This window comes from Pseudomonas flexibilis (assembly GCF_000802425.1).
Classification (GTDB): Bacteria; Pseudomonadota; Gammaproteobacteria; order Pseudomonadales; family Pseudomonadaceae; genus Serpens; species Serpens flexibilis.
In genome coordinates, this window is the sequence record NZ_JRUD01000008.1 from 96791 (window position 1) to 121003 (window position 24213).

At 64.9% G+C, this 24213-nt stretch carries 25 protein-coding genes; 3 read left to right on the top strand and 22 right to left on the bottom strand.

Annotated features, from left to right (window positions below; genetic code table 11):
* Position 1: 1 nt before the first annotated feature.
* The 15 genes from SF06_RS06965 to SF06_RS07035 form a co-directional block, all read right to left on the bottom strand.
* Positions 2-439 (bottom strand): DUF2802 domain-containing protein, encoded by a 438-nt coding sequence (locus SF06_RS06965; protein ID WP_039560450.1) that lies wholly within the window; start codon positions 437-439, stop codon positions 2-4.
* Positions 440-441: 2 nt separating this feature from the next.
* Positions 442-921: a chemotaxis protein CheW gene (locus tag SF06_RS06970; RefSeq protein ID WP_027591264.1), complete on the bottom strand. Its 480-nt coding sequence runs from the start codon at positions 919-921 to the stop codon at positions 442-444.
* Between the two features lie 74 nt (positions 922-995).
* Positions 996-2114, bottom strand: a complete 1119-nt coding sequence (locus tag SF06_RS06975) for a chemotaxis protein CheW (RefSeq protein WP_081993412.1) — start codon at positions 2112-2114, stop codon at positions 996-998.
* Positions 2115-2183: 69 nt separating this feature from the next.
* Positions 2184-2969, bottom strand: coding sequence for a ParA family protein (locus SF06_RS06980; protein WP_039560451.1), 786 nt, complete (start codon positions 2967-2969; stop codon positions 2184-2186).
* A 24-nt stretch (positions 2970-2993) separates the two neighbouring features.
* Positions 2994-3872 carry a flagellar motor protein MotD gene (gene motD / locus SF06_RS06985; protein WP_027591267.1) on the bottom strand — a complete coding sequence of 293 codons (879 nt, stop codon included), beginning with the start codon at positions 3870-3872 and terminating at the stop codon, positions 2994-2996.
* A 9-nt stretch (positions 3873-3881) separates the two neighbouring features.
* Positions 3882-4622, bottom strand: a complete 741-nt coding sequence (locus tag SF06_RS06990) for a flagellar motor protein (RefSeq protein WP_039560452.1) — start codon at positions 4620-4622, stop codon at positions 3882-3884.
* The gene (locus SF06_RS06995) at positions 4622-5719 is read right to left on the bottom strand and encodes a protein-glutamate methylesterase/protein-glutamine glutaminase (protein WP_039560454.1); all 1098 of its coding nucleotides are present in this window, start codon (positions 5717-5719) and stop codon (positions 4622-4624) included. The genes SF06_RS06990 and SF06_RS06995 overlap by 1 nt, the downstream gene beginning before the upstream one ends.
* Before the next feature lie 43 nt (positions 5720-5762).
* Positions 5763-7928 carry a chemotaxis protein CheA gene (locus SF06_RS07000; RefSeq protein WP_039560455.1) on the bottom strand — a complete coding sequence of 722 codons (2166 nt, stop codon included), beginning with the start codon at positions 7926-7928 and terminating at the stop codon, positions 5763-5765.
* 10 nt (positions 7929-7938) lie between these two features.
* A complete protein-coding gene (locus SF06_RS07005) occupies positions 7939-8727 on the bottom strand; it encodes a protein phosphatase CheZ (protein ID WP_027590712.1) in 789 nt (262 codons plus the stop codon).
* Positions 8728-8746: 19 nt separating this feature from the next.
* Positions 8747-9121, bottom strand: coding sequence for a chemotaxis response regulator CheY (locus SF06_RS07010; RefSeq protein ID WP_175444346.1), 375 nt, complete (start codon positions 9119-9121; stop codon positions 8747-8749).
* Between the two features lie 92 nt (positions 9122-9213).
* On the bottom strand, positions 9214-9954 hold the full coding sequence (gene fliA / locus SF06_RS07015) for an RNA polymerase sigma factor FliA (RefSeq protein ID WP_175610504.1): 741 nt from the start codon (positions 9952-9954) through the stop codon (positions 9214-9216).
* On the bottom strand, positions 9951-10784 hold the full coding sequence (gene fleN / locus SF06_RS07020; RefSeq protein ID WP_039560458.1) for a flagellar synthesis regulator FleN: 834 nt from the start codon (positions 10782-10784) through the stop codon (positions 9951-9953). The genes fliA and fleN overlap by 4 nt, the downstream gene beginning before the upstream one ends.
* 90 nt (positions 10785-10874) lie before the next feature.
* Complete coding sequence (gene flhF / locus SF06_RS07025) at positions 10875-12140, bottom strand: flagellar biosynthesis GTPase FlhF (RefSeq protein ID WP_027590708.1); 1266 nt, start codon at positions 12138-12140, stop codon at positions 10875-10877.
* A gap of 16 nt (positions 12141-12156) precedes the next feature.
* On the bottom strand, positions 12157-14280 hold the full coding sequence (flhA, locus tag SF06_RS07030; RefSeq protein WP_039560459.1) for a flagellar biosynthesis protein FlhA: 2124 nt from the start codon (positions 14278-14280) through the stop codon (positions 12157-12159).
* 294 nt (positions 14281-14574) lie between these two features.
* The gene (locus SF06_RS07035) at positions 14575-15696 is read right to left on the bottom strand and encodes a beta-ketoacyl-ACP synthase III (protein ID WP_039560460.1); all 1122 of its coding nucleotides are present in this window, start codon (positions 15694-15696) and stop codon (positions 14575-14577) included.
* A gap of 180 nt (positions 15697-15876) precedes the next feature.
* Here SF06_RS07035 and SF06_RS07040 point away from each other — a divergent pair, with 180 nt between their 5' ends.
* Both SF06_RS07040 and SF06_RS07045 read left to right on the top strand, forming a co-directional pair.
* Positions 15877-17781, top strand: coding sequence for a metallophosphoesterase family protein (locus SF06_RS07040; protein WP_039560461.1), 1905 nt, complete (start codon positions 15877-15879; stop codon positions 17779-17781).
* 53 nt (positions 17782-17834) lie between these two features.
* The gene (locus SF06_RS07045) at positions 17835-18365 is read left to right on the top strand and encodes a hypothetical protein (protein ID WP_027590704.1); all 531 of its coding nucleotides are present in this window, start codon (positions 17835-17837) and stop codon (positions 18363-18365) included.
* Between the two features lie 69 nt (positions 18366-18434).
* Here the strand turns inward: SF06_RS07045 and SF06_RS07050 are convergent, their stop codons facing one another.
* From SF06_RS07050 to ffh, 6 genes are all read right to left on the bottom strand, one after another.
* Positions 18435-18848 carry an acyl-CoA thioesterase gene (locus tag SF06_RS07050; protein ID WP_027590703.1) on the bottom strand — a complete coding sequence of 138 codons (414 nt, stop codon included), beginning with the start codon at positions 18846-18848 and terminating at the stop codon, positions 18435-18437.
* A 93-nt stretch (positions 18849-18941) separates the two neighbouring features.
* Positions 18942-19292 carry a 50S ribosomal protein L19 gene (rplS, locus tag SF06_RS07055; protein ID WP_027590702.1) on the bottom strand — a complete coding sequence of 117 codons (351 nt, stop codon included), beginning with the start codon at positions 19290-19292 and terminating at the stop codon, positions 18942-18944.
* Between the two features lie 43 nt (positions 19293-19335).
* Positions 19336-20079, bottom strand: coding sequence for a tRNA (guanosine(37)-N1)-methyltransferase TrmD (gene trmD / locus SF06_RS07060; RefSeq protein ID WP_027590701.1), 744 nt, complete (start codon positions 20077-20079; stop codon positions 19336-19338).
* 2 nt (positions 20080-20081) lie between these two features.
* Positions 20082-20618 carry a ribosome maturation factor RimM gene (rimM, locus tag SF06_RS07065; RefSeq protein WP_027590700.1) on the bottom strand — a complete coding sequence of 179 codons (537 nt, stop codon included), beginning with the start codon at positions 20616-20618 and terminating at the stop codon, positions 20082-20084.
* A gap of 11 nt (positions 20619-20629) precedes the next feature.
* Positions 20630-20881, bottom strand: coding sequence for a 30S ribosomal protein S16 (rpsP, locus tag SF06_RS07070; protein ID WP_027590699.1), 252 nt, complete (start codon positions 20879-20881; stop codon positions 20630-20632).
* A gap of 208 nt (positions 20882-21089) precedes the next feature.
* Positions 21090-22466 carry a signal recognition particle protein gene (gene ffh, locus SF06_RS07075; protein WP_039560462.1) on the bottom strand — a complete coding sequence of 459 codons (1377 nt, stop codon included), beginning with the start codon at positions 22464-22466 and terminating at the stop codon, positions 21090-21092.
* 138 nt (positions 22467-22604) lie between these two features.
* On the opposite strand from ffh, the gene SF06_RS07080 reads away from it, so the two are divergent.
* On the top strand, positions 22605-23408 hold the full coding sequence (locus SF06_RS07080) for a cytochrome C assembly family protein (protein ID WP_027590697.1): 804 nt from the start codon (positions 22605-22607) through the stop codon (positions 23406-23408).
* Between the two features lie 3 nt (positions 23409-23411).
* On the opposite strand, the gene SF06_RS07085 is transcribed toward SF06_RS07080, so the two are convergent.
* Entirely contained in the window at positions 23412-24209 is a 798-nt protein-coding gene (locus tag SF06_RS07085) for an SGNH/GDSL hydrolase family protein (RefSeq protein WP_052199746.1), read from the bottom strand.
* Between the last annotated feature and the right edge of the window lie 4 nt (positions 24210-24213).

Consider the following 24213-nt stretch of genomic DNA (forward strand, 5'->3'; position numbering starts at 1 on the left):
CTCAGTTGGCCGGTGGCGTGGCGCCGCGGGCCTTGTGCAGCTTGCTGACCAGTTCCGCTTCGCCCTTGGTCAGGCCGCAGGACTGGGTGAGATCCTCGACACTCGCGCCCAGGGTCACCAGCCGCGAGGCCTGGATGTAGGAAATCATCGCCGGGTCACTCTGCTCCAGCTTGCTGAGCCGCTCGGGAAGCGGCGCGGCAAGCTGCTGCAGCGCCTGCAGTTCATCGCCCATCTTCACGCACACGCCGATGTAGGTATCCACCCGACGGGTCAGCTCCTGCATGCTCTGGTCACGCTTGAGGTGACGCTCGGCATGCTGCCTGAACTGAAATTCCATGCTCTTGTTCAGGCGCTGCAGGCGAGTGGCCAGCCAGACGCAGGTCATGATCAGCGCCAGGCAGACCCCTGCCAGTACGATCAGGGCGATTCCGTGTCCCATATTCAGTAGTTCTCAAGTTCCGACCATTCTTCCTCGGTCATCATCTTGTCCAGCTCGACAAGAATCAACAGCTCGCCGTTCTTGTTGCATACGCCCTGGATGAACTTCGCCGACTCGTCATTGCCGACGTTCGGCGCGGTCTCGATCTCGGACTGCCGCAAATAAACCACTTCAGCCACGCTGTCGACCAGGATACCGACCACCTGCTTGTCCGCCTCGATGATGACGATGCGGGTGTTGTCGGTGATCTCCGCCGAGTCCAGGCCGAAACGCTGGCGGGTGTCGATCACCGTCACCACGTTGCCGCGCAGGTTGATGATGCCCAGCACATAGCTCGGCGCACCGGGCACCGGTGCGATTTCGCTGTAGCGCAGCACTTCCTGGACCTGCATCACGTTGATGCCATAGGTTTCGTTGTCCAGGCGGAAGGTCACCCACTGCAGCATCGGATCGTCGGAGCTTTGCGCTGTCGAATTCTTCATTGTCCACCTCGTCGTCGAACGCCCGGGCCCGGCCCGCGGCGCGTATCCGTTCTGCCCGCCTTGGCGGGCGCCTTTCAGCGCGCGCGCTTGAGCGCACCGCTTTCAATCAGGTCGGCCAGCGACGCCACGTCGAGCAGCGCGCACATGTGTTCGATCACCGTACCCGCCAGCCACGGGCGCTGGGTGCGCAGGCTGCGCCACTTGACCTGGTCCGGGTGCAGGTGGATGGAACGGTCCACCTTGTGCACCGCCAGTCCCCAGTCGAAGCCCTGGATGGTGATGACGAACGACAGGTTATCGCGAAACTCGTCGCGATAGCGTTCTGGCATCACCCAGCGCGCGGTATCGATCACCTTGATGTTGCCGCTGTGGGTCTTGAGCATGCCCAGGAACCAGTCCGGCTGCCCGAACAGCGGGGTCAGCGTCTGGCCTTCCAGCGAATGGATGGTGCCCAGGCAGACCAGCGGCACCGCCAGGGTCAGCCCGGCCACGTCGAACAGCAGGCACTCGAAACGCTGCTCACCCCACTCGGGACGGCCAGCCACCACCTTCGGTGGCAGCGGGGGCACCGCGGCTGCAACGACAGGCTCGGCGAGCGGTGCCTGGACCTTCGCCTCGGCTGGCTGCACACGCGGCGGAGCCACCGGCGCAGCGACCTCAGCAACAGGCGCGGACACCACGGGTGCCGCAACCACCGGGACCTCGCCCCCTGGCGGCGCGACAGGCGCCTCAACCACAGGCTGCGCAACGACCGGGCTTTCGGCCACTGGCGACGCAACCACCGGCACCTCGACCGCCGGCAGCGCGACAGGCGCTTCGACCTGCGGGGCCGCAACCACCGGTGCCTCGACCCTGGCGGGGGCTTCGACCACAGGCACCGCGACCGGCGCCAGCGGCTCCGGCTCGCTCGGCGTGCTCACGGCGACTGGCGCGGCAGGCACCGGCGCATCGATCACCGCCACGGGGGCCTCGACCAGTTTGATGTCGGTCAGTTTGATGGTCGGCAATACCAGCGGTCGCGGTTCCAGTACCTGCGGCTCGGCCACCGGCCTGGCGCTGGCAGGCACCGCCTGCGGGCGCAAGAAATCCTCGGCACGTACCGGCCGGTCATCAGTCGCCTCTTGCAACAGCTCGTCCAGATAGGACTGCAGGGCCTGCTGCGGTCCGATCCGAGGGGCGTCCTGGGTGCTCATATCCTGCATCCGTAAGTCTTTCCTCTGAATGCTATCGGCCGACAGGGGCGACAGCTTGATAGCCGGGCGTCACGTCGGCTGTCCCGGCTGGCGTGCCAGCAGGGATTTCAGCAAGGCCCGATAGGCGATCACGCCGCGACAGCCGGGATCGAACTGCGACGGCACCAGACCGGCGCGACTGGCATCGCGCAGCCTCCCATCGGTGGGGATATAAGCCGGCCAGATGTGTTCCTTGTGGCGGTCGCGCAGCAATTTGAGCGTCGACAGCGAGGCCTGCGAGCGGCGATCGAACAGGGTCGGAACGATCAGGTAGGGCAGCGCCTGGCGGCGCGAACGGTTGATCATGGTTAGGGTGTGAACCATGCGCTCCAGGCCCTGCACGGCGAGAAACTCGGTCTGCACCGGCACCACCAACTGCTGGCAGGCCGCCAGGGCGTTGACCATCAACACCCCGAGCAGCGGCGGGCTGTCGATCAGCACGTGGTCGAAATCGTTCCACAGTTGCGCCAGCGTCTTGGAAATCACCAGCCCCAGGCCGCTCTTCCCGGGCGTCTGGCGCTCCAGGGTGGCCAGCGCGGTGCTGGCCGGCAGCAGGGCGATGCGCGGATGACTGGTCTTCTGCAGCAGCTGTGCGGCGAGCCCATCGGGCACCTGGCCGCCATGCTGGAACAGCTCGAAGCCGGTGCGTTCGAGGTTGTCGGGGTTGTAGCCGAAATAGCTGGTCATCGAGCCATGGGGGTCGAGGTCAACGATCAGTACCCGCTTGCCGACGTCGGCCAGCAGGCCGGCCAGGGCCACGCTCGTGGTGGTCTTGCCGACCCCGCCCTTCTGATTGGCTACTGCCCAGATTTTCATCAACTGCTCCTTCTCGTCCGCGACTCAGCGCGGACCACTACCGGCCATCAATGCCGGCGTTTTGACAGCACCTTCGATCCGGGCGTCAGTGTGCGGCGCCAGTGCAGATTGCGTGCCAGTGACCGCCTGGCGATTTTCCACACGGGTGCTCCCGCTGCGCCGGGTTTCCAGGAAGCGCGACACCACCAGCACCACGCGACGGTTCTTGGCACGCCCGTCGGGCGTGGCGTTGTCGGCCACCGGGTGATACTCGCCGTAACCGACGGCGGCCAGGCGTCCGGGCGCCACGCCGTCCATGTTCAGCATGCGCACGATGCTGGCGGCACGGGCGGCGGACAATTCCCAGTTGGTGGGATAGAGCGGCGTGCTGATCGGCAGGTTGTCGGTGAATCCCTCGACCTGCACCGGATTGTCGAAGGGCGCCAGAATCCTGGCGATCTTCTCGATGATGTCGAACGCGTGGTCGTTGGGGATGGCGTCGCCGCTGGGGAACAGCAGGCTGGACTTGAGTTCGATCTCCACCCAGGACTCGGTGCCGCGCACGATCAGCTGTCCTTCGGCGATCAAGCCGGCGAAGGCCTGCTCGATGTTGCGGGTGATCTGCGCCAGCGGGTCGCCGTCTTCCATGGGCATGGGCCCGCCGTCATCTTCCATGCTGAGGTCGTAGTCGCGGGTGCGCGGGCGCTCCTGGCCAACCGGGATCGGTTTGATCGCCTTCTCGTTCTGGTTGAAGATGCCCACCAGGGTGTCGGCCAGGACCTTGTACTTGCCCTCGTTGATCGACGAGGTGGCATACATCACCACGAAGAAGGCGAACATCAGGGTCATGAAGTCCGCAAAGGACACCAGCCAGCGGTCATGGCTGGGCTCGGTGTCCTGCTGTCGGCTACGGCGTAGACGCATGGCTGGGCCCTACACCAGGAAGCCTTTGAGCTTGTGTTCGATGGAGCGCGGGTTTTCGCCTTCGGCGATGGACAGCACGCCTTCGATGAGCATCTCGCGATAACGGGTCTGCACCCGGATCACTGCCTTGAGCTTGTTGGCCAGCGGCAGCAGCAGCAGGTTGGCGAAGGCCACACCGTAGATGGTGGCGACGAAGGCCACGGCGATACCGGTACCCAGCTGGGAGGGATCGGTCAGGTTGCCCATGACCTGGATCAGGCCGAGCACCGCGCCGATGATGCCGATGGTCGGCGAATACCCACCCATCGCCTCGTACACCTTGGCGGCCTGCAAGTCGCGCTCCTCGTGGCTGTACATCTCCACTTCCAGGATGGTGCGGATGTTCTCGCTCTCCACGCCATCGGCCAGCAGCTGCATGGCCTTGCGGGCATAGGGGTCGGGCTCGCGCTCGGCCATCGGCTCCAGGCCGAGCAGGCCTTCCTTGCGCGCCACCAGGCTCCAGCGGGTGACCTTCTCGATGCCCTCCTCCATGCGGATCGCCGGCGGGAAGAACACCCAATGCGCCACCGCCACCGCCCGCTTGAGCGTCTGCAGCGGCGTCTGCAGCAGGCAGGCGGCCAGCGTGCCACCGATGACGATCAACGCGGCCGGCGCGTTGAGCAGCACCGCAAGGCTGCCGCCCTCCAGGAAGTTGCCGCCCAGGATGGCGATAAACGCCAGCAGAATGCCGATCAGGCTCAAGACATCCATTACTGGCAAGCCTCGCTCAGGTGACGCCCGATCTCGTCCAGGTCGTAGATGCCGTCGGCCAGGTTGGCCTTGGCCACCGCCATGGGCATGCCGTAGATGACGCTGCTCGCCTCATCCTGGGCCCACACCTGGCTGCCGGCCTGCTTGAGCATGCGCGCGCCTTCGCGGCCGTCGGCACCCATGCCGGTCAGCACCACGGCCAGCACCTTGTCGCCGTAGGCCTTGGCGGCCGAGCCGAAGGTGACGTCCACGCAGGGCTTGTAGTTCAGGCGGTCATCGCCGGGCAGGATCTTCACCACGCCGCGGCCGTCCACCATCATCTGTTTGCCGCCGGGCGCCAGCAGGGCCAGGCCCGGGCGCAGCAGGTCGCCGTCCTCGGCTTCCTTGACGCGGATCTTGCACAGCTTGTCCAGGCGCTCGGCAAAGGCGCCGGTGAAGGCTGCCGGCATGTGCTGGATCAGCACCAGCGGTGCCGGGAAGCTGGCCGGCAGCTGGGTGAGCACGCGCTGCAACGCCACCGGACCGCCGGTCGAGGTGCCGATCGCTACCAGCTTGTAGGCCTTGCGCTTGGGGGCCGGCCAGCGCTCGCTCACGCTCGGCGCCGGCTCCGCCTCGGCGGGCGCTGCGCCGCGCAGCGGTCGACGCGCGGGGGTGGCAGGCGCCACAGCCGCCGCAGACGACACCGCCGGCCCGCGCCGACTGCTGCGTGCGATGGTCAGCACCTTCTCGCAGAGCAGCGCCTTGACCTTCTCGATGTTGCGCGAGATGTCCTCGAAATTCTTCGGCAGGTAATCCACTGCGCCGGCGTCCAGCGCATCCAGGGTGACCCGGGCGCCCTCGTGGGTCAGCGAGGAGAACATCAGCACCGGGGTCGGACAGCGGCGCATGATCTCGCGCACGGCGGTGATGCCGTTCATCAACGGCATCTCGTAATCCATGGTGATGACATCGGGCTTGAGGGCCAGCGTCTTGTCAATCGCCTCCTGGCCATTGTTGGCCGTGCCCACCACCTCGATCTGGGGGTTGGAGCCCAGGATTTCCGTCAGCCTGCGCCGAAAGAATCCCGAGTCGTCCACCACCAGGACTTTAATTGCCATAACTACTCCTAAACGAACCGGCCCCAGCGGGGCCGGTTCGGCATCAGCCGCGTCGCGCGTAGTGTTTGAGCATGCTGGGCACATCGAGAATCAGCGCGATGCTGCCGTCGCTGGTGATGCTGGCGCCCGCCAGTCCCGGCGTGCCTTGCAGCATCTTGCCCAGCGGCTTGATGACCACTTCCTCCTGGCCCACCAGCTGGTCGACGACGAAGCCGATCTGCTGGTTGCCGATGGCGATGATCACCACGTGGCCTTCCTTCTGTACCGCGTTGCGGAAGCCGGGCACCAGCCACTGCTTGAGGTAGAAGAGCGGCAGCGCCTTGTCGCGGACGATGATCACCTCCTGGCCGTCCACCACGTTGGTGTGCGACAGATCCAGGTGGAAGATTTCCTTGACGTTGACCAGCGGGAAGGCGAACGCCTGGTCGTCGAGCATGACCATCAGCGTCGGCATGATCGCCAGGGTCAGCGGCACCTTGATGACGATGCGCGAGCCCTTGCCGGGCGTGGAATCGACGAACACCGTGCCGTTGAGCTGGGCGATGCGCGTCTTCACCACGTCCATGCCCACCCCGCGGCCGGACACGTCGGAAATTTCCTTCTTGGTGGAGAAGCCCGGCGCGAAGATCAGGTTGTAGCACTCGGTATCGCTCAGGCGATCGGCGGCGTCCTTGTCGAGCATGCCCTTTTCCACCGCCTTGGCGCGCAGGATGTTGGCATCCATGCCCTTGCCGTCGTCGGTGATCAGCAACAGGATGTGGTCGCCTTCCTGCTCGGCGGACAGCACCACCTTGCCGGTGCGCGGCTTGCCGGCGGCCAGGCGCTCCTCGGGCATCTCGATGCCGTGGTCCACCGCGTTGCGCACCAGGTGGACCAGCGGGTCGGCCAACGCCTCGACCAGGTTCTTGTCGAGGTCGGTCTCCTCACCCACCAGCTCCAGGTTGATTTCCTTCTTGAGCTGGCGCGACAGGTCGCGGACCTGGCGCGGGAAGCGGCCGAAGACCTTCTTGATCGGCTGCATGCGGGTCTTCATGACCGAGGTCTGCAGGTCGCCCGTGACCACATCGAGGCTGGAAACGGCCTTGGCCAGTTCCTCGTCACCGCTGTTCAAGCCCAGGCGCACCAGGCGGTTACGCACCAGCACCAGTTCGCCGACCATGTTCATGATTTCGTCCAGCCGCGCGGTATCCACGCGCACGGTGGTTTCCGACTCGATGGCCGCGGGCGCCTTGGCCGGCGCCGCAGCGGCAGGCCTGGCGGCCGGCGCGCTTTCCGTGGGTGCGGCGGCGGCGGGTGGCTTGACCGCCGCCGACTGAGGCGCCGGCGCGGCGGCCTTGGGCGGCTCGCTGGCGACCTGCTCGGGCTTGAACTGGCCCTTGCCGTGCAGCTGGTCGAGCAGCGCCTCGAACTCGTCGTCGGTGATGTCGTCGCCAGCGGCCGTCTTACCGGCTGCTGGCGCCTGCTCCTGGCCTGCCAGAACGTCAGGCTTGAACTGACCCTTGCCATGCAGCTGGTCGAGCAGGTTCTCGAATTCGGATTCGGTGATGCTGTCACCGGCGGCGGCATCGCTGGCCGGCAACGTCTCGGGCTTGAACTGGCCCTTGCCGTGCAGTTGGTCGAGGAGGTTCTCGAACTCGGCGTCGGTGATCTCGTCGCCAGCAGACTCGCCGCCGTCAGCCGCCGTTTCGGGGCCGCCAATGGCGTCCAGCAGGCTTTCGAACTCGGCGTCGGTCAGGTCCTGTTCCTTTTCCGTCGCCACGGGACCGGGTGCGGGCGCGGCAGGCACCGGGGTCGGTGCAACGGGCGCGGCGGGCGCGGCGGCCGGATCGGCCAGGCGGTGCAGCGCTTCGAGCAGCTCCGGGCTGGCCGGCGTGAGCTCGCTGCCTTCACGCACCTGGGCGAACATGCCGTTGATGGCGTCCAGGCCCTGCAGCACCACGTCCATCAGCTCGGCGTCGACCAGGCGCACGCCCTTGCGCAGCATGTCGAAGACGTTTTCCGAGCTGTGGCAGCATTCCACCAGCTCGTTCAGCTGCAGGAAGCCCGCGCCGCCCTTGACGGTGTGAAAGCCGCGGAAGATCGCGTTGAGCAGATCCATGTCATCCGGACGGCTCTCCAACTCCACCAGCTGTTCGGACAACTGTTCGAGAATCTCGCCGGCTTCTACCAGGAAATCCTGAAGGATCTCATCATCGGCATCGACGCCCATTACGTGCCCCTTAAAACCCTAGACTGGAAAGCAGATCGTCCACGTCGTCCTGATTGCTGACGACATCTTCCCGTTTATCGGCATGGATCTGCGGACCTTCACCCTGCGAGGGTTGTTTCTGTTGATCGAGCTCCGCCCGCAGCTGGGCATGGTCGTGCTGGATGCCCGCGAAGTTGTCCACCTGGCTGGCCATCAGCATCAGTTCGACCAGATCGCGCTCGACCTCGGTGACCAGATTGGTGACCCGCTTGATGACCTGGCCGGTGAGGTCCTGATAGTCCTGCGCCAGCATGATCTCGTTCAGCTGCGCGCCGACCTTCTCGCTTTCGCGTTCGCTGCGGACAAAGAACTGCTCGACCCGCTTGACCAGCTGGCGGAAGCCTTCGGCATCCATCTCGCGACGCATGAAGCGCTGCCAATCGGTACGCAACTCGCGGGCGTCGTCGTTCAGCCGGCTGATCACCGGCGCGGTGGCCTCGACCAGGTCCATGGTGCGATTGGCCGCGCGCTCGGTCATCGACACGACGTAGTTCAGGCGCTCGGTGGCATCGGCGATCTCCGACATCTCCCGCGACTCGGGGAAATTCGGGTCGATATGGAAGCTGACGATCGCGGTGTGCAACTTGCGCGTCAGCCGCCCCACGGCCTGGTACAGACCACGGTCACGCACCTTGTTCAGCTCGTTGATGATCTGCACGGCATCGCCGAAGTCGCGCTGCTCAAGGCTGCGAATCAGCTCCCGTGCATTGTCCATCAGGCTCGCTTCGAGCTCGCCCCTTGGATCTGTGTGCTGCTCCATCATGCCCCCAAGGCGCTGTTCAGCCGCTGACGCGTTCGAAGATCTTCTCGATCTTGTCCTTCAGTCCCTGGGCGGTGAACGGCTTGACCACATAGCCGTTCACACCGGCCTGGGCTGCCTCGATGATCTGGTCGCGCTTGGCTTCAGCGGTCACCATCAGCACCGGCAGGTGCTTCAGGCGCTCATCGGCACGCACCGCGCGCAGCAGGTCGATGCCATTCATGCCCGGCATGTTCCAGTCAGTCACCAGGAAGTCGAAGTTGCCGCTCTGCAGCATCGGCAGGGCGGTGAGGCCGTCGTCAGCTTCGGTGGTGTTGGTGAAGCCCAGGTCACGGAGCAGGTTCTTGATGATCCGCCTCATCGTCGAGAAATCGTCCACGATGAGAATCTTCATGTTTTTGTCCAACGGTCGACCTCCATACAGTCCAAAAACGCAGCCGGGTCATCCCGACTGCGTCCCCTTCTTCAGAAAACCGGCAAGCCCTGTCAGCGAGCCCGCCATTCGCCCAGCCGGGCCCGCAAACGGGCGGCGCACTGGCTGTGCAACTGGCTGACGCGGGATTCGCTGACCCCCAGTACCTCACCGATTTCCTTGAGATTCAGTTCTTCGTCGTAATACAGCGACAGCACCAGGCGCTCGCGCTCCGGAAGGTTGGCGATCGCTTCGCTCAGCGCATTCTGGAAGCGCTGGTCCTCGTGCTCGCGCGAAGGGCTCGGGTGGGAGTGCTCGATATCTTCCAGCGCACCGCCGCCATCGCCCTCCTGCAACAGGTCATCGAAACTGAACAGGCGACTCCCCAGGGTGTCGTTGAGGATCGCGTAATACTCTTCGAGACTTAACTGGAGTTCGGCAGCAACCTCGTGATCTTTAGCGTCGCGGCCGGTTCTGGCCTCCACCACGCGGATGGCGTCGCTGACCATGCGGCTGTTGCGATGCACCGAACGCGGCGCCCAGTCACCCTTGCGCACCTCGTCGAGCATGGCGCCACGGATGCGGATGCCGGCATACGTCTCGAAACTGGCACCCTTGCCCGAATCGTATTTCTTCGCCGCCTCCAGCAGACCGATCATGCCGGCCTGCATCAGATCCTCGACCTGCACGCTGGCCGGCAGGCGGCCGAGCAGGTGGTAGGCGATCCGCTTGACCAGCGGCGCGTAGCGCTCGATCAGCTGGTACTGGGAGTCACGGGACTGGGCATGGCTGTACATGTGAACGGGTGAGCTCATGCGGAAGAACCTGTTGTGGGCCTGTTCACCAGACGCTCGACGAAAAACTCCAGGTGGCCGCGCGGATTGGCCGGCAACGGCCAGCTGTCCACCTTCTGGGCGACCGCGCGGTAGGCCTGCGCACACTTGGAACGCGGGTAGGCCTCGTACACGGCGCGCTGTTTCTGTACGGATTTGCGCACCAGCTCGTCGGCGGGAATCGCCCCCACGTATTGCAGCGCCACGTCGAGGAAGCGCTCGGTGACCTTGGTCAGCTTGGCGTAGAGGTTGCGGCCTTCCTCGGGGGTGTGCGTCATGTTGGCCAGCACGCGGAAGCGGCTCAGGCCGTAGTCGCGGTTGAGCAGTTTCACCAGGGCATAGGCGTCGGTGATCGAGGTGGACTCGTCGGTGACCACCAGCAATACTTCCTGGGCCGCACGCACGAAGCTGATCACGCCGTCGCCGATACCGGCGGCGGTGTCGATGATCAGTACGTCAATGCTGTCGCTGATGTCGCTGAACGCCTGGATCAGCCCGGCATGTTGCTGACTGGTCAGGCGCACCATGTTGGCCGCGCCCGAGGAGGCCGGCACGATGCGGATACCGCCGGGCCCCTGCAGGATGACGTCGCGCAGTTCGCACTCGCCCTCGATCACGTCGGCCAGGTTGCGCTTGGGCGTCAGGCCCAGCATCACGTCGACGTTGGCCAGGCCAAGGTCGGCGTCCAGCAGCATCACCCGGCGGCCGAGGTCGGCCAGGGCCAGCGCCAGGTTGACCGAGACGCTGGTCTTCCCAACACCACCCTTGCCGCCGGTCACGGCGATCACCTGTACGGGGTGCAAGCTACCCATGTTCTCTCCACTGATTCGCCAGTCTGGCCTGCTGTCCTTGTTCGCGCCGCGGCGCGAAGGGTCTGGCTAGCCAGCCGCTTCCCCTGAGTCTTATCCGACGCGACGCGTCGTGGTGTTGTTGTATAGGCCGGCGAACATGTCGGCCATCAGATCCTCGCTGGGATCTTCGGACATCTGCATGCGCACGGCACGGCTCACCAGCTGGTGGCTGCGCGGCGTATGCAGATCGTCGGGAATGCGCGGCCCGTCGGCCAGGTAGGCCAGGGGCAGCTTCTCGCTGACCAGCACGCCGAGGATCTCGCCCAGGCTCAGTGCTTCGTCAAGCTTGGTGATCACGCAGCCAGCCAGGCCGCAGCGTTTGTAACTCTGATAGGTGGCACGCAACACCTGTTCCTGGCTGGTGGCCGCCAGCACCAGATAATTGCGGGCGTTCAGATCAGCGGCGGCCAGCGCGTCGAGCTGCTGGCGCAGGGCCGGATCGGCGGTCGGTAGGCCGGCGGTGTCGATCAGCACCAGACGCTTCTTCCTCAGCGGCTCCAGGGCCTCGATCAACGATTCGCCGGGCTCCACCTGGGTGACCGGCACGTTAAGTATCTTGCCAAGGGTCTTGAGCTGTTCCTGGGCGCCGATGCGGTAGCCGTCCATGCTCACCAGGGCGATATTCTTGGCGCCGTGCTTGAGCACGTAGCGCGCCGCCATCTTGGCCAGCGTGGTGGTCTTGCCCATGCCGGCCGGGCCGACCAGGGCAATCACGCCGCCCTCTTCCAGCGGCTCGCGCTCGGGCACGATCAGGCTGCGCGCCAGATGGGCAAGCACGATACGCCAGGCACGACGCGAGTCTGTCTCGTCACTGACCTCATCCATCAGCTTCTTGGACACATCCACCGGCAGGCCGATGCGCTGCATGCGCCGCCAGAGGTTGGCGATCAGCGGCCGATTTTCCTGGATGTTGCCCCAGACCATGGTGCCCAGCTGCATCTCGATCAGCTCGCGCAGACCGGTCAGCTCACTGCGCACCGCATCCAGCATGCCTTCGGTGCTCTCCGGATCACGACGCGGCGCCGGCGGGGCGACCGGCGCGACCGGTGCCGGCTGGGTCTGCTCGCTTTCGCTGCGGATGGCCATCTCCACCTGGGCGGAGGCAATCATTTCCTGGGTCTTGCGCAGCTCGGCTTCCAGCTGCAGGTTGGGCTCGCGCACCAGTTCATTGGGCAGTTGATAGTTCAGCGCCGCGACCAGCTCGACACCACCGGCCAGACGACGATTGCCGATGATCGCGGCATCGGCGCCCAGTTCGTCACGCACCAGCTTCATGGCCTGGCGCATGTCGGCGGCGAAGAAGCGTTTGACCTGCATGGTCGGAATACCTCGGTTAGTTCTGGCCTACGGTGGCGACGATGGTGACCTGCTTGTTGTCCGGCACTTCCTGGTAGGACAGCACATGGAGGCTGGGTACAGCCAGACGTGCAAAGCGGGAGAGCATGGCGCGGATCGGCCCGGCAACCAGCAGTACCACCGGCTTGCCGAGGGCTTCCTGACGCTGCGCGGTCTCCACCAGGGAGCGCTGCAGCTTCTCCGCCATGCCGGGTTCGAGGAGGAAACCTTCATCGGCGCCCTGGCCGGCCTTCTGAACGCTGCCAAGCAATATTTGTTCCAGCCGCGGGTCAAGCGTGATCACCGGAAGCTCCGGCTCTAGCCCCACAATGCCCTGCACGATGGCGCGGCTCAGCGCCACGCGGACCACTGCCACCAGCGCGCCGGGATCTTGACTCTTGCCCGGCACACTGGCGATGGCCTCGGCGATGCTGCGGATGTCCCGCACCGAGACCTGCTCTTGCAGCAGCGCCTGCAGCACCTTGAGCAAGGTGGACAGCGAGACCATGCCCGGCACCAGTTCCTCGGCCAGCTTGGGCGAGCTCTTGGCCAGCACCTGCAGCAGCTGCTGGACCTCTTCGTGACCGATCAGTTCGTGGGCGTGCTTGTAGAGCACCTGGTTGAGGTGCGTGGCGACCACGGTACTGGCGTCCACCACCGTGTAGCCCAGGGTCTGCGCCTGCTCGCGGGCCGAGCCCTCGATCCACACCGCCTCCAGGCCGAACGCCGGATCGCGGCCGGCGATGCCGTTCAGGGTGCCGAACACCTGGCCCGGATTGATGGCCATCTCGCGATCCGGGTACAGCTCGGCCTCCGCCACGCTGACACCCATCAGGGTCAGGCGGTAGGCGTTGGGCAGCAGATCGAGGTTGTCGCGGATGTGTACCGGCGGAATCAGGAAACCCAGGTCCTGGGAGAGCTTCTTGCGTACGCCCTTGATGCGCGCCAACAACTGGCCGCCCTGGTTGCGGTCCACCAGCGGGATCAGCCGGTAGCCGACCTCCAGGCCCACCAGATCGACCGGATTGACGTCTTCCCAGCCGAGTTCCTTGCTTTCCGGCTCCTGCAGGGCCGGCAACTGGTCGGCGGGCAGCGCCGGCGCCGCATCGGCCTCGGCGCGCGCCTTGCCGTTCGCCTTGCGCCAGATCAGCCAGGCAAGGCCGGCCGCCACCAGGCCCAGGCCGACAAAGGGCGTGTGCGGCATGCCCGGCACCAGGCCGATGACGATCAGCAGGCCAGCCGCCACCGCCAGGGCCTTGGGCGAGGAGAACATCTGCCGATTGACCTGCTGGCCCATGTCCTCGGACGTGGACACGCGGGTCACCATGATGGCCGCCGCGGTGGACAGCAGCAGCGAGGGAATCTGCGCCACCAGGCCGTCGCCGATGGTCAGCAGGGAATAGATGCGCGCCGCCTCGCCCGCAGAAAGGTCGTACTGCAGGGTACCGATGGCCATGCCGCCGAGCAGGGTGACGAACATGATCAGCAGGCCGGCGACGGCGTCACCACGCACGAATTTGCTGGCGCCGTCCATGGAGCCGTAGAAATCGGCTTCCTGCGCCACCTCGGCGCGGCGCTTCTTGGCCTCGGCCTGATCGATCAGGCCGGCATTGAGGTCGGCGTCGATCGCCATCTGCTTGCCGGGCAGGGCATCCAGGGTGAAGCGCGCGCTCACTTCGGAGATGCGCCCAGCGCCCTTGGTGATCACCACGAAGTTGATGATCACCAGGATGGCGAACACCACGGCGCCGACCACGTAGTTGCCGCCGACCACCACCTCGCCAAAGGCCTGGATCACCTTGCCGGCGGCGCCCTCGCCCTCCTGGCCATGCAGCAGCACCACCCGCGTGGAGGCGACGTTCAGCGCCAGGCGCAACAGGGTGGCGACCAGCAGGATGGTCGGAAACACCGCGAAATCCAGCGGCCGCAGCGCGTACACGCTGACCAGCAGCACCACGATGGACAGGGCGATGTTGAACGTGAAGAACACGTCGAGCAGGAAAGGCGGCATCGGCAGGGTCATCATGCCCAGCAACACCAGCACCAGCAGCGGCACGCCCAGATTGCCCCGGCTCAGACTGGCCAGGTTGCCGCGCAAGTTCGTCAACCGCGTGCGATCCACCCGCTTCTCCCACTCGCTGAAACAATTTTTTGACGCGCATCACAAACGCGCAGGAGTGATAGCAAGAAGCCGTCCAACTTGCGGGGTGGCGACGGAGAAAAACCAAAAAAGTTCCGTCGGCCAGCGCTTTTCTGGCCGCTAACCGAGGCACCGCCGTTGCGTCAGGCAAAACCCATGTTCCGCCTTCGAAAGCTGGCGCCCAAAAAGCTCGGGGCTGAAGCCCCTCCTGCCAAAGCGGTGATCCGCATGTCCGCAGGAGGGGCTTCAGCCCCGATGCTTTCCAGCAGGGATGTATCAGCGCTTGCGCAGCACCACGCTGCCAATGGAATAGCCAGCGCCGAAGGAGCTCAGCACACCCACCGAGCCGGCAGGCAGATCGTCCTGGTGCTTGTGGAAGGCGATCACCGAACCTGCCGAACTGGTGTTGGCATAGGTGTCCAGGATCACCGGCGCCTCATGGGCTTCGGCGTCGCGCCCCAGCAGTCGACGGGCAATCAGCTGATTCATGTTCAGGTTGGCCTGGTGCAGCCAGAAGCGCTTCACCTCGGTCACCGGTACGCCGACGTCTTTCAGGTGCGCCGCGATCAGCTCGGCCACCATCGGGCAGACTTCCTTGAACACCTTGCGCCCTTCCTGGACGAACAGCTTGTCGCGCGCCCCGACGCCTTCCTCGGCGCAGCGGTTCAGGAAGCCGAAGTTGTTGCGGATGTTGTTGGAGAACTGAGTGACCAACTTGGTCCCGACGATCTCCCACTGGTGCGGCGAGGCGGCCTGGTCGGCGCGCTCGACAATCACCGCCGTGGCGGCATCGCCGAAGATGAAGTGGCTGTCGCGGTCGCGGAAGTTCAGGTGACCGGTGCAGATTTCCGGGTTGACCATCAGCACGGCCCGGGCCTGGCCGAGCTGCACGGCGTTGGCCGCGGCCTGCAGACCGAAGGTGGCGGAGGAACAGGCCACGTTCATGTCATAACCGAAACCCTGGATGCCCAGCGCGGCTTGAACCTCGATGGCAATGGCCGGATACGGACGCTGCAGGTTGGAACAGGCGACGATCACCGCGTCGATGTCGGCGGCGGTGCGACCGGCACGCGCCAGCGCCTCGCGGGCCGCAGCCACCGACATCTCGCAGAGAATGCTCCACTCGTCGTCGGAGCGCTCCGGGATGCGCGGGGTCATGCGCTGCGGATCGAGAATCCCGGCCTTGTCGGTCACGTAGCGGCTCTTGATGCCCGAGGCCTTCTCGATGAAAGCGGCGCTGGACTCGCTCAGCGGCTGGACATCGCCACGCGCGATGGCGTCGGCGTTCTCGGCATTGAACTGCTGGACGTAGGCATTGAAGGCAGCCACCAGCTCATCATTGCTGATGCTCTGGGACGGGGTATACAAGCCGGTACCGCTGATCACGACGTTATGCACTGTCGGTCCTCTTGGCTGGTGTTCATGTAATAAATGTGACGATATTGTGCCCGAAAATTTCAAACCTTACCGCCAGACTTCCCTGCCCGATTCATCCCGCGCATCATGCGCAGCCGGCTATCCAAGGCGCCCTGCACCCTGTTTCCTGCAGCGCCTGCTGCACTCCGCTGTAATCGAACGATGTCCGACACCCTAGCGCCCCCTCTTCCCTCCGTCCTCGCCGGCCCCGTGCTGCGACGCTGCACGCCCGATCGCCTGCTGATCTGGCTGGTCGGCAGCAGGGAGCTGAACCTGACCCTGCACCTCGACGCCGGCGACACAGTGCGCACGCTTCCCCTGAGCGAGAGCTGCCGCCGCCTGCGCTTCGGCCAACACGCGGTGCTGCACCTGCTGGACATCGCGCTGCCCGAGCCCCTGCCGCCGGACCGCCTGATTCGCTACGACCTGACCGTCGACGGCCAGGGCATCGCCCAATGGGCGCCGCATCTGCTCTATCCCGGAGAAGAGCGTCCGAATTTCGTCCTGCGCGAGCGACTGGACAATCTCCTGCACGGCTCATGCCGCAAACCGCATTCCGCCTGCCCGGACGGCCTGCTGCAGGTCGACGCCCTGCTGGCCCGGACCACGGAACCACAAGCCCGCCCCAGCCTGCTGCTGATGAGCGGCGACCAGGTCTATGCCGATGACGTGGCCGGACCGACCCTGGCGGCCATCCATCGGCTGATCGAGCGCCTGGGCCTGTTCGGCGAATACCTGGACGGCGCGGTGGTCAGCGATACCGACCAGTTGTACCGCCACCCGGATACCTTCTACCGGCGCGAAGCGCTGCTGCCGGCCTTTCGCCGCAACGAACCGCTGCGCGAGCGGTTCTTTGGCGGTGTGGAGAAGCCCATCTTCACCAGCGCCAATGCGCACAACCACCTGATCAGCCTCGCCGAGATGCTGGCCATGTACCTGCTGGTCTGGTCACCGACTCCGTGGTCTCTGATCGACCTGCAGGCACCCGCCCTGGCGCCGGCGGACGCCACGCGTTACGAGCAGGAGCGCGGACGACTGGGTCACTTCATCGACGGCTTGCCACAGATCGCGCGCAGCCTGGCGCACCTGCCGACCCTGATGATCTTCGACGACCATGACGTCTCCGATGACTGGAACCTGTCGGCCAGCTGGGAAACCAGCGCCTATGGCCACCCCTTCTCGCGCCGCATCATCGGCAACGCCCTGCTCGGCTACCTGCTCGGGCAGGGCTGGGGCAACGACCCGGACGCCTGCGCCGAACCATTGGAAGGCGCGGCCCGCCTGCTGGCCAGTGTGGATCCCCAGGGCAAGCTGCCCGGCAAGGCCCATGATGACTACCTGACCGCGCTGTTCCATTTCAATCGCTGGGGCTATGTCGTGCCGGGCGAGCCGGCGCTGATCGTGCTCGATACCCGTACCCAGCGCTGGCGCAGCGAGCGTCACCCAAGCCGACCATCGGGCCTGATGGACTGGGAAGCCCTGAGCGACTTCCAGCAACAGTTGCTGGATCACCGTAGCGCGGTGATCGTCTCGGCCACCCCGGTGTTCGGCGTGAAGCTCATTGAGGTGATCCAGCGCATCTTCACCTGGTTCGGCCACCCACTGCTGGTGGATGCCGAGAACTGGATGGCCCACCCCGGCGCCTCGCATACCCTGCTCAACATCTTTTGCCACTCCCGCACCCCGGGCAACTACGTGATCCTTTCCGGCGATGTGCACTACTCGTTCATGTACGACGTGGCGGTGCGCCGTGCACGCGGACCACGGATCTGGCAGATCACCAGTAGCGGCATCAAGAACGAATTCCCGCGCCGCCTGCTCGACTGGTTCGACCGCCTGAACCGCTGGCTCTACGCGCCTCGCTCACCGCTCAACCTGCTCACCAAGCGGCGCCACCTGGCGATCACCCCGCGCATTCCGAGCCGCAGCCAGCGCGGCGAGCGCCTGTGGAACGGTGCGGGCATCGGGCAGGTACTGCTTGATGATCGGGGCCGCCCCCGGGAAGTGCTGCAGCTCAACGCGGACGGCAGCGAGCCGACGCGCTTCGTCGCCACGAAGCGGGACTGAACACGGCTTTGGGTTTATCCTTGCCGCCCTTTTTTCACATGCCGATAACCGCCATGAAAGATTCGCTTGCCGAGCTGATCCGCCTGATCGCTTCCGGCTGCCTCGCCGAAGAGGACGTGCTGCGCATTGCCGACGAGGCCGCGCAGGCCTATGCCGACCCCGAGGGGTTCCTGGCCGCCAACCCGGACATCAATTACGACGAGAGCTTCCCCATCCCGCTGGGCGAGTGGGTGGTGGCTGGCAGCCTGCCGGACACCGTGCTGTTCCAGGCCGACACTTATCAGGAACTGTTCCAGCAGATCCGCGATTCCTTTGGCCCAGAGGTGACGTTCGTGCTGCAGGCCAAGCAGTTGGCCAAGGCCGACGCCCTGACAGCACTCAAGCGCATCCAGGTGCAGCTCGGCGCGCTGTATCCGGAAAAGGGCGGCTACGTCCTGGTCGACTTCAGCGAGCCGCTGGATGACGAGCTGCAGGCCGTGCTGGTGTATGCCAGCGACCTGCGGCGCGTCCTGGACCTGGCTGTGGAGGTGGGCATCTACGCCGCGCCGGCCTACGAGAGCCTCAAGGCCGAACAGGAAGGCTGATCAGCCCTGTGGGAGCGAATTCATACCCGAGGCGGCGAAAGGTACGCGAATGAATTCGCTCCCACGCCATCAGGCTCTCTCGACCGGCAGCACCGGCACCGGTCGATTGTCGTCACCCACCGCCACGAAGCTGAACACGCCTGTGATGGCGTGTTCGCGCCCATCTGCGTACATGCTTTCCACGTAGATATCCACCTGCACCTTCAGGCTGGTGTTGCCCACCTTGATGATGCGCCCTACCAGCTCGACGATCGAACCGGCCGGAATCGGATGCTTGAAGTCGATGCGATCGGAGGAAACCGTCACCAGCGGCTTGCGGCAGAAGCGCGTGGCGGTGATGAACGACACCTCATCCAGCCAGGCCAGCGCCGTGCCGCCGAACAGGGTGCCGTGGTGGTTGGTGGTCGGCGGGAACACCGCCTTGCTGATGCAGGTGGTCGACAGCTCGATACGGCGCTGGATTTCTTCTTCGCGGGTGCTCATGACTGCTTGCTCTATCTTGCACATAAGGGTGGGCATGACGCCCAAATGAAAAAAGCAGCCCGTAGGCTGCTTTTTTGTGAAAAGGCGAGTCGGTTAGACCAGCTTTTCCTTGATGCGCGCTGCCTTGCCGGACAGGTCGCGCAGGTAGTACAGCTTGGCCTTGCGCACGTCACCGCGACGCTTGACAGTGATGCTGTCAACGATCGGGGAGTAGGTCTGGAAGGTACGCTCGACACCCACGCCGTTGGAGATCTTGCGCACGGTGAAGGCGCTGTTCAGGCCGCGGTTACGCTTGCCGATCACCACGCCTTCGTAGGCCTGCAGGCGGGAACGGTCGCCTTCCTTCACCTTCACTTGCACGATCACGGTGTCGCCAGGGGCGAACGCCGGGATCTCTTTGTTCATCTGTTCAGCTTCGATCTGCTGAATGATCTTGTTGGTCATGCTGTGCTCCTAAGACAAACCGTCTCGGTTTGCCATCGATACGTTATCTATCGTTCCGCTGGCGTATGTACTCGTCCAGCAGCTTTTTCTCTTCTCCAGAAAGCGAGCGGCAATCCAGAAGATCGGCACGGCGTTCCCAGGTTCGCCCGAGGGCTTGCTGCAAGCGCCAGCGCCGGATGTGTTCGTGGTTGCCGCTGAGCAGCACCTCCGGAACACGTTGGTCCGCATATACCTCCGGTCGCGTGTAATGCGGGCAGTCGAGCAGGCCGTCGGTGAACGAGTCCTCCTCGGCGGAATCTGCGTGGCCCAGGGCCCCCGGCAGCAACCGCGTCACTGCATCGATCAGCACCATCGCCGGCAGCTCGCCACCGGACAGTACATAGTCGCCAATCGACCATTCCTCATCGACATGCGCCTCAATGAAGCGTTCGTCGATGCCTTCGTAGCGCCCGGCGATGAGAATCAGAGACTCTTCGTTCGCCAGCTCGCGCACGGCTGCCTGCTTGAGCGGGCGACCCTGCGGCGAGAGGTAGATCACCTTCGCCCGATCCCCGGCGGCTTCACGCGCTGCGGACAGCGCCCGTTCCAGGGGTTGAATCTTCATCACCATGCCAGGACCGCCGCCGAAGGGTCGGTCATCCACGGTCTGGTGACGATCCTCGGTGTAGGTCCGCGGATTCCAGCAATTGAGGTTCAACAACCCCTGCCGGACCGCACGACTGGTAATGCCGTACTCACTGATGGCGGCAAACATTTCCGGGAACAGCGTGATGACATCGACCCGCATGGTCAGAAGTCCGCGTCCCAGTCCACCTGCATTTCGCCGGCGGCCATGTCGATCTCGAGTACGCACTGCTCCGTGTAGGGCAACAGGCGTTCGCGATCATCCAGGCTGCCCGCACAGGGCTTGACCACCATCACATCATTCGAACCGGTTTCCAGCAGGTGGTCGATCTTGCCGAGCAGTTGCCCGTCCTGATTGATCACCTTCAGACCTTCGAGCTGGTACCAGTAGTACTCGCCGTCGGTCAGCTGTGGCAGCTGGCTGCGCGGGATGCAGATCTCGAATTCGGCGAGCAAGCGTGCCTCTTCGCGATCATCCAGCCCTTTCAGCTTGGCCACCAGGACCTTGCCATGCAGGCGGCCCGTCACCAGCTCTGCCTGCCGCACCTCACCCCCTCGCCGAAGCGTCCAGTGGCGGTAGTCCAGCAGGTTGTCGATCGGATCGGTAAAGGAATAGACCTTCACCTCACCTCGCACACCATGCACCGAAACGATCTTGCCGATGACGATCAGGTCTTCGGCCGGGGCCGGCGTCGTATTCATAGCGGTTGCGCTTAGGCGGCAGCCTGAGCAGCTTCCTTCAGCAGCTGAGCAACGCGCTCGGACGGCTGGGCACCCTGGGACAGCCAGTAGTTGGCGCGTTCCTGGTTGACGGACAGCTTGACTTCAGCGCCGGCGGCAACCGGGTTGAAGAAGCCGATGCGCTCAACGAAGCGGCCATCGCGAGGATTGCGGCTGTTGGTCACGATCAGGTGGTAGAAGGGGCGCTTCTTGGCGCCGCCACGGGCGAGACGGATGGTTACCATGTGAACTTCGTTCCTGTAGTCGGTGCTGCAAAACCAGATGCAACGCGGGCGCACGGCCCGAAAGGCCGCGTATTTTAAGGAATATCCCGGCGATTGCAAATGGCTTTTGCGGGAATGGCCGCAGCCCCGGCGAAGCGCGATACGCCTCGCCAGGGCCTGTGGCCGTTGCGGGCGCTGGCGCCCGGTCGATGATCCGCCAAGCGAATCATCAGAACTTCGGCATTCCGCCGCCGGGGAACATGCCGCCCATGCCACGCATCAGCTTGGACATGCCCCCCTTGGCGGTGAACTTCTTCATCATTTTCTGCATCTGCTTGTGCTGCTTGATCAGGCGACCGATGTCCTGCACCTGGGTGCCGGAACCCATCGCAATGCGACGCTTGCGCGAGCCGCTGATGATGTCCGGATCCCGGCGCTCGGCCGGGGTCATGGAGTTGATGATCGCCTCCATCTGTTTGAACTGCTTCTCTGCCGCGCCCTGGGCGTTACCCATCTGCGCCAGGTTGATGCCGCCCATGGACGGCAGCTTGTCCATCAGGCCGCCCAAGCCGCCCATGTTCTTCATCTGCTGCAGCTGGTCGCGGAAATCTTCCAGGTCGAAGCCCTTGCCCTTCTTGAGCTTCTTGGTGAGCTTCTCGGCCTTCTCGCGATCCATGGTCTGCTCGGCCTGCTCGATCAGGCTGAGCACGTCACCCATGCCGAGGATGCGCGAGGCGACGCGGTCCGGGTGGAACGGCTCGAGCGCATCGCTCTTCTCGCCCATGCCGAGGAACTTGATCGGCTTGCCGGTAATGTGGCGCACGGACAGCGCGGCACCGCCACGGGCATCGCCGTCCACCTTGGTGAGCACCACGCCGGTGAGCGGCAGCGCGTCACCGAAGGCCTTGGCGGTATTGGCCGCGTCCTGACCGGTCATGGCGTCGACCACGAACAGGGTTTCCACCGGCTTGATGGCGGCATGCAGCGCCTGGATCTCGGCCATCATGTCGGCATCGACGTGCAGGCGGCCGGCGGTGTCCACCAGCACCACATCGATGAACTTCAGCTTCGCCTCGCGGATCGCCGCCTCGGCGATGGCCACCGGCTTCTGACTGATATCGGAGGGGAAGAAGGTCACGCCAATATCATTGGCCAGGGTTTCCAGCTGCTTGATGGCCGCGGGGCGGTAGACGTCCGCCGACACCACCATCACCGATTTCTTCTTGCGCTCCTTGAGGAAGCGCGCCAGCTTGCCGACCGTGGTGGTCTTGCCCGCACCCTGCAGACCGGCCATCAACACCACCGCCGGCGGCGCGGCGTTGAGCGCCAGGTCCTCGTTGGCGGCCCCCATCAGCGTTTCCAGTTCGGCACGCACGATCTTCACGAAGGCCTGGCCAGGCGTCAGGCTCTTGGACACCTCGGTGCCCACCGCGCGCTCCTTGACCCGATTGACGAAATCCTTGACCACCGGCAGGGCAACATCGGCCTCCAGCAGGGCCATGCGCACCTCGCGCAGGGTGTCCTTGATGTTGTCCTCGGTCAGCTTGGCCTTGCCAGTGACGGTACGCAGGGTATGCGAGAGGCGGTCGGTAAGGTTTTCGAACATGCGCGGTCCTTCAAAGGGCGGTTGCGGCAGGCGGCGGAGTATATCAAGAGTGCTGACGGTCATCACGGCTGGCAGTCTTTCGTCGCCCGATGGTCTATGCCACACTCAGCGCCTTCGCGAATCACCCTCGAATCGACTATGCATCCTCTGCTGCCCAGCCTCGCCGCCGCCTGTCTTTACGCCGGCGCCACTGCCTACCAGGGCATGCGCCTCGGCCAGCGGAACAACCCCGCGCGCACCCTGTTGACGCTGCTGGGGGTGCTGGCCCTGATCGCCCATGTCTACACCCTGGTCAACCAGCTGTTCAGCCCGGCCGGGCTGACCCTGGACTTCTTCCGCGCCGCCAGCCTGATTTCCGCGGCGGTGATCGCCCTGATCCTGCTGGCCAGCCAGCGCATGCCGGTGCAGAACCTCCTGCTGCTGCTCTTTCCGCTTGGCTTCCTGACGGTCCTGCTGGCCGCCTTCGCCCCCAGCGGAACCGCCGCCACCATCAACGAGAATGCCGGCATCCTCAGCCACATCCTGCTGTCGATCCTGGCTTATGGACTGCTGACCATCGCCATGTTCCAGTCCCTGCTGTTGCTGCTGCAGGACCATCAACTCAAGCAGAAGCGCCTGTCCAGCCTGGCGGTACGCAGCTTTCCCCCGCTGCAGACCATGGAAAGCCTGCTGATCGGCTTCATCTGGGCCGGCTGGGTACTGCTCAGCCTGTCGCTGCTCAGTGGCTGGCTGTTCCTGGGTGACTTGTTCGCCCAGCACCTGGCCCACAAGACCCTGCTCTCGATCATCGCCTGGGTGGTGTTCGGCATCCTGCTGTGGGGCCGCCATCGCCTGGGCTGGCGCGGCCATACCGCCGTGCGCTGGACCCTGGCCGGATTCCTGCTGCTGATGCTGGCCTATTTCGGCAGCAAGCTGGTGCGGGAATTCATCCTGCACGTATAAAGGCTACAGACGCACCCGAGGGCCGGCTTGAATGCCGGCCTTTTCGTTTTCCGGGCGCGAACCCTCGGCTTGCTGGCTGTCCAGAGCCGCCAGGTATTGATCGGCCAGACCTTCCGCCCAGTGCCGATATCCCGCCGATGAGGGGTGATAACCGTCACGCGCCAGAAAGCGAGGTTCGAAAAGCAGGCGGACGGGAAGATGAAGCGCCTGCTTACGCTCGGCCACCTGGCGCGCCCAGCGGTCCAGCAGCGAAGCGCGCCAGCCAAACACATGACGCAGCAACCAGGGCAAGGCACGAAAATGCTGGATGGGCGGCACGCCCGCCAGCACCACGCGAGCCCCCTCATCCGCACAACCGTCGATCAGGCGTGCCAGACCCTCCTGCCAGCGGCGCTTGCCGCACAGGCCCATGGTGTCGTTGACGCCCAGCACCAGCAGAACGATGTCCGCCGGCTCTTCCTCGCGCACGTCGGGCAGCAGGCGCTCCAGCGCTCCAGCCAGACGAATGCCACTTTCGCCACAGGTCTTCCATCGCACCGTCCGTGCAAACCGCTCCGACAGGCAGCGGGCCAGCTGGGCGGCCAGACCGTCTTCCAACTGATCGACCCCGACGCCCACCGCCGTGGATTCCCCCAGCACCAGCAAACGCAGCGGCCTGCCGGTTCGTTCGATACCGGCAACGCCTTCCTCCGGCCCTCTCGCGACTGGCAATCGCACCGTAGTGCGCAGCGCATGCAGGGCCAGCGGCAGCATCACCGGCGAGAGCGGTACGGCGACCATCCACCAGAGCAGGCCGCGCATCGAC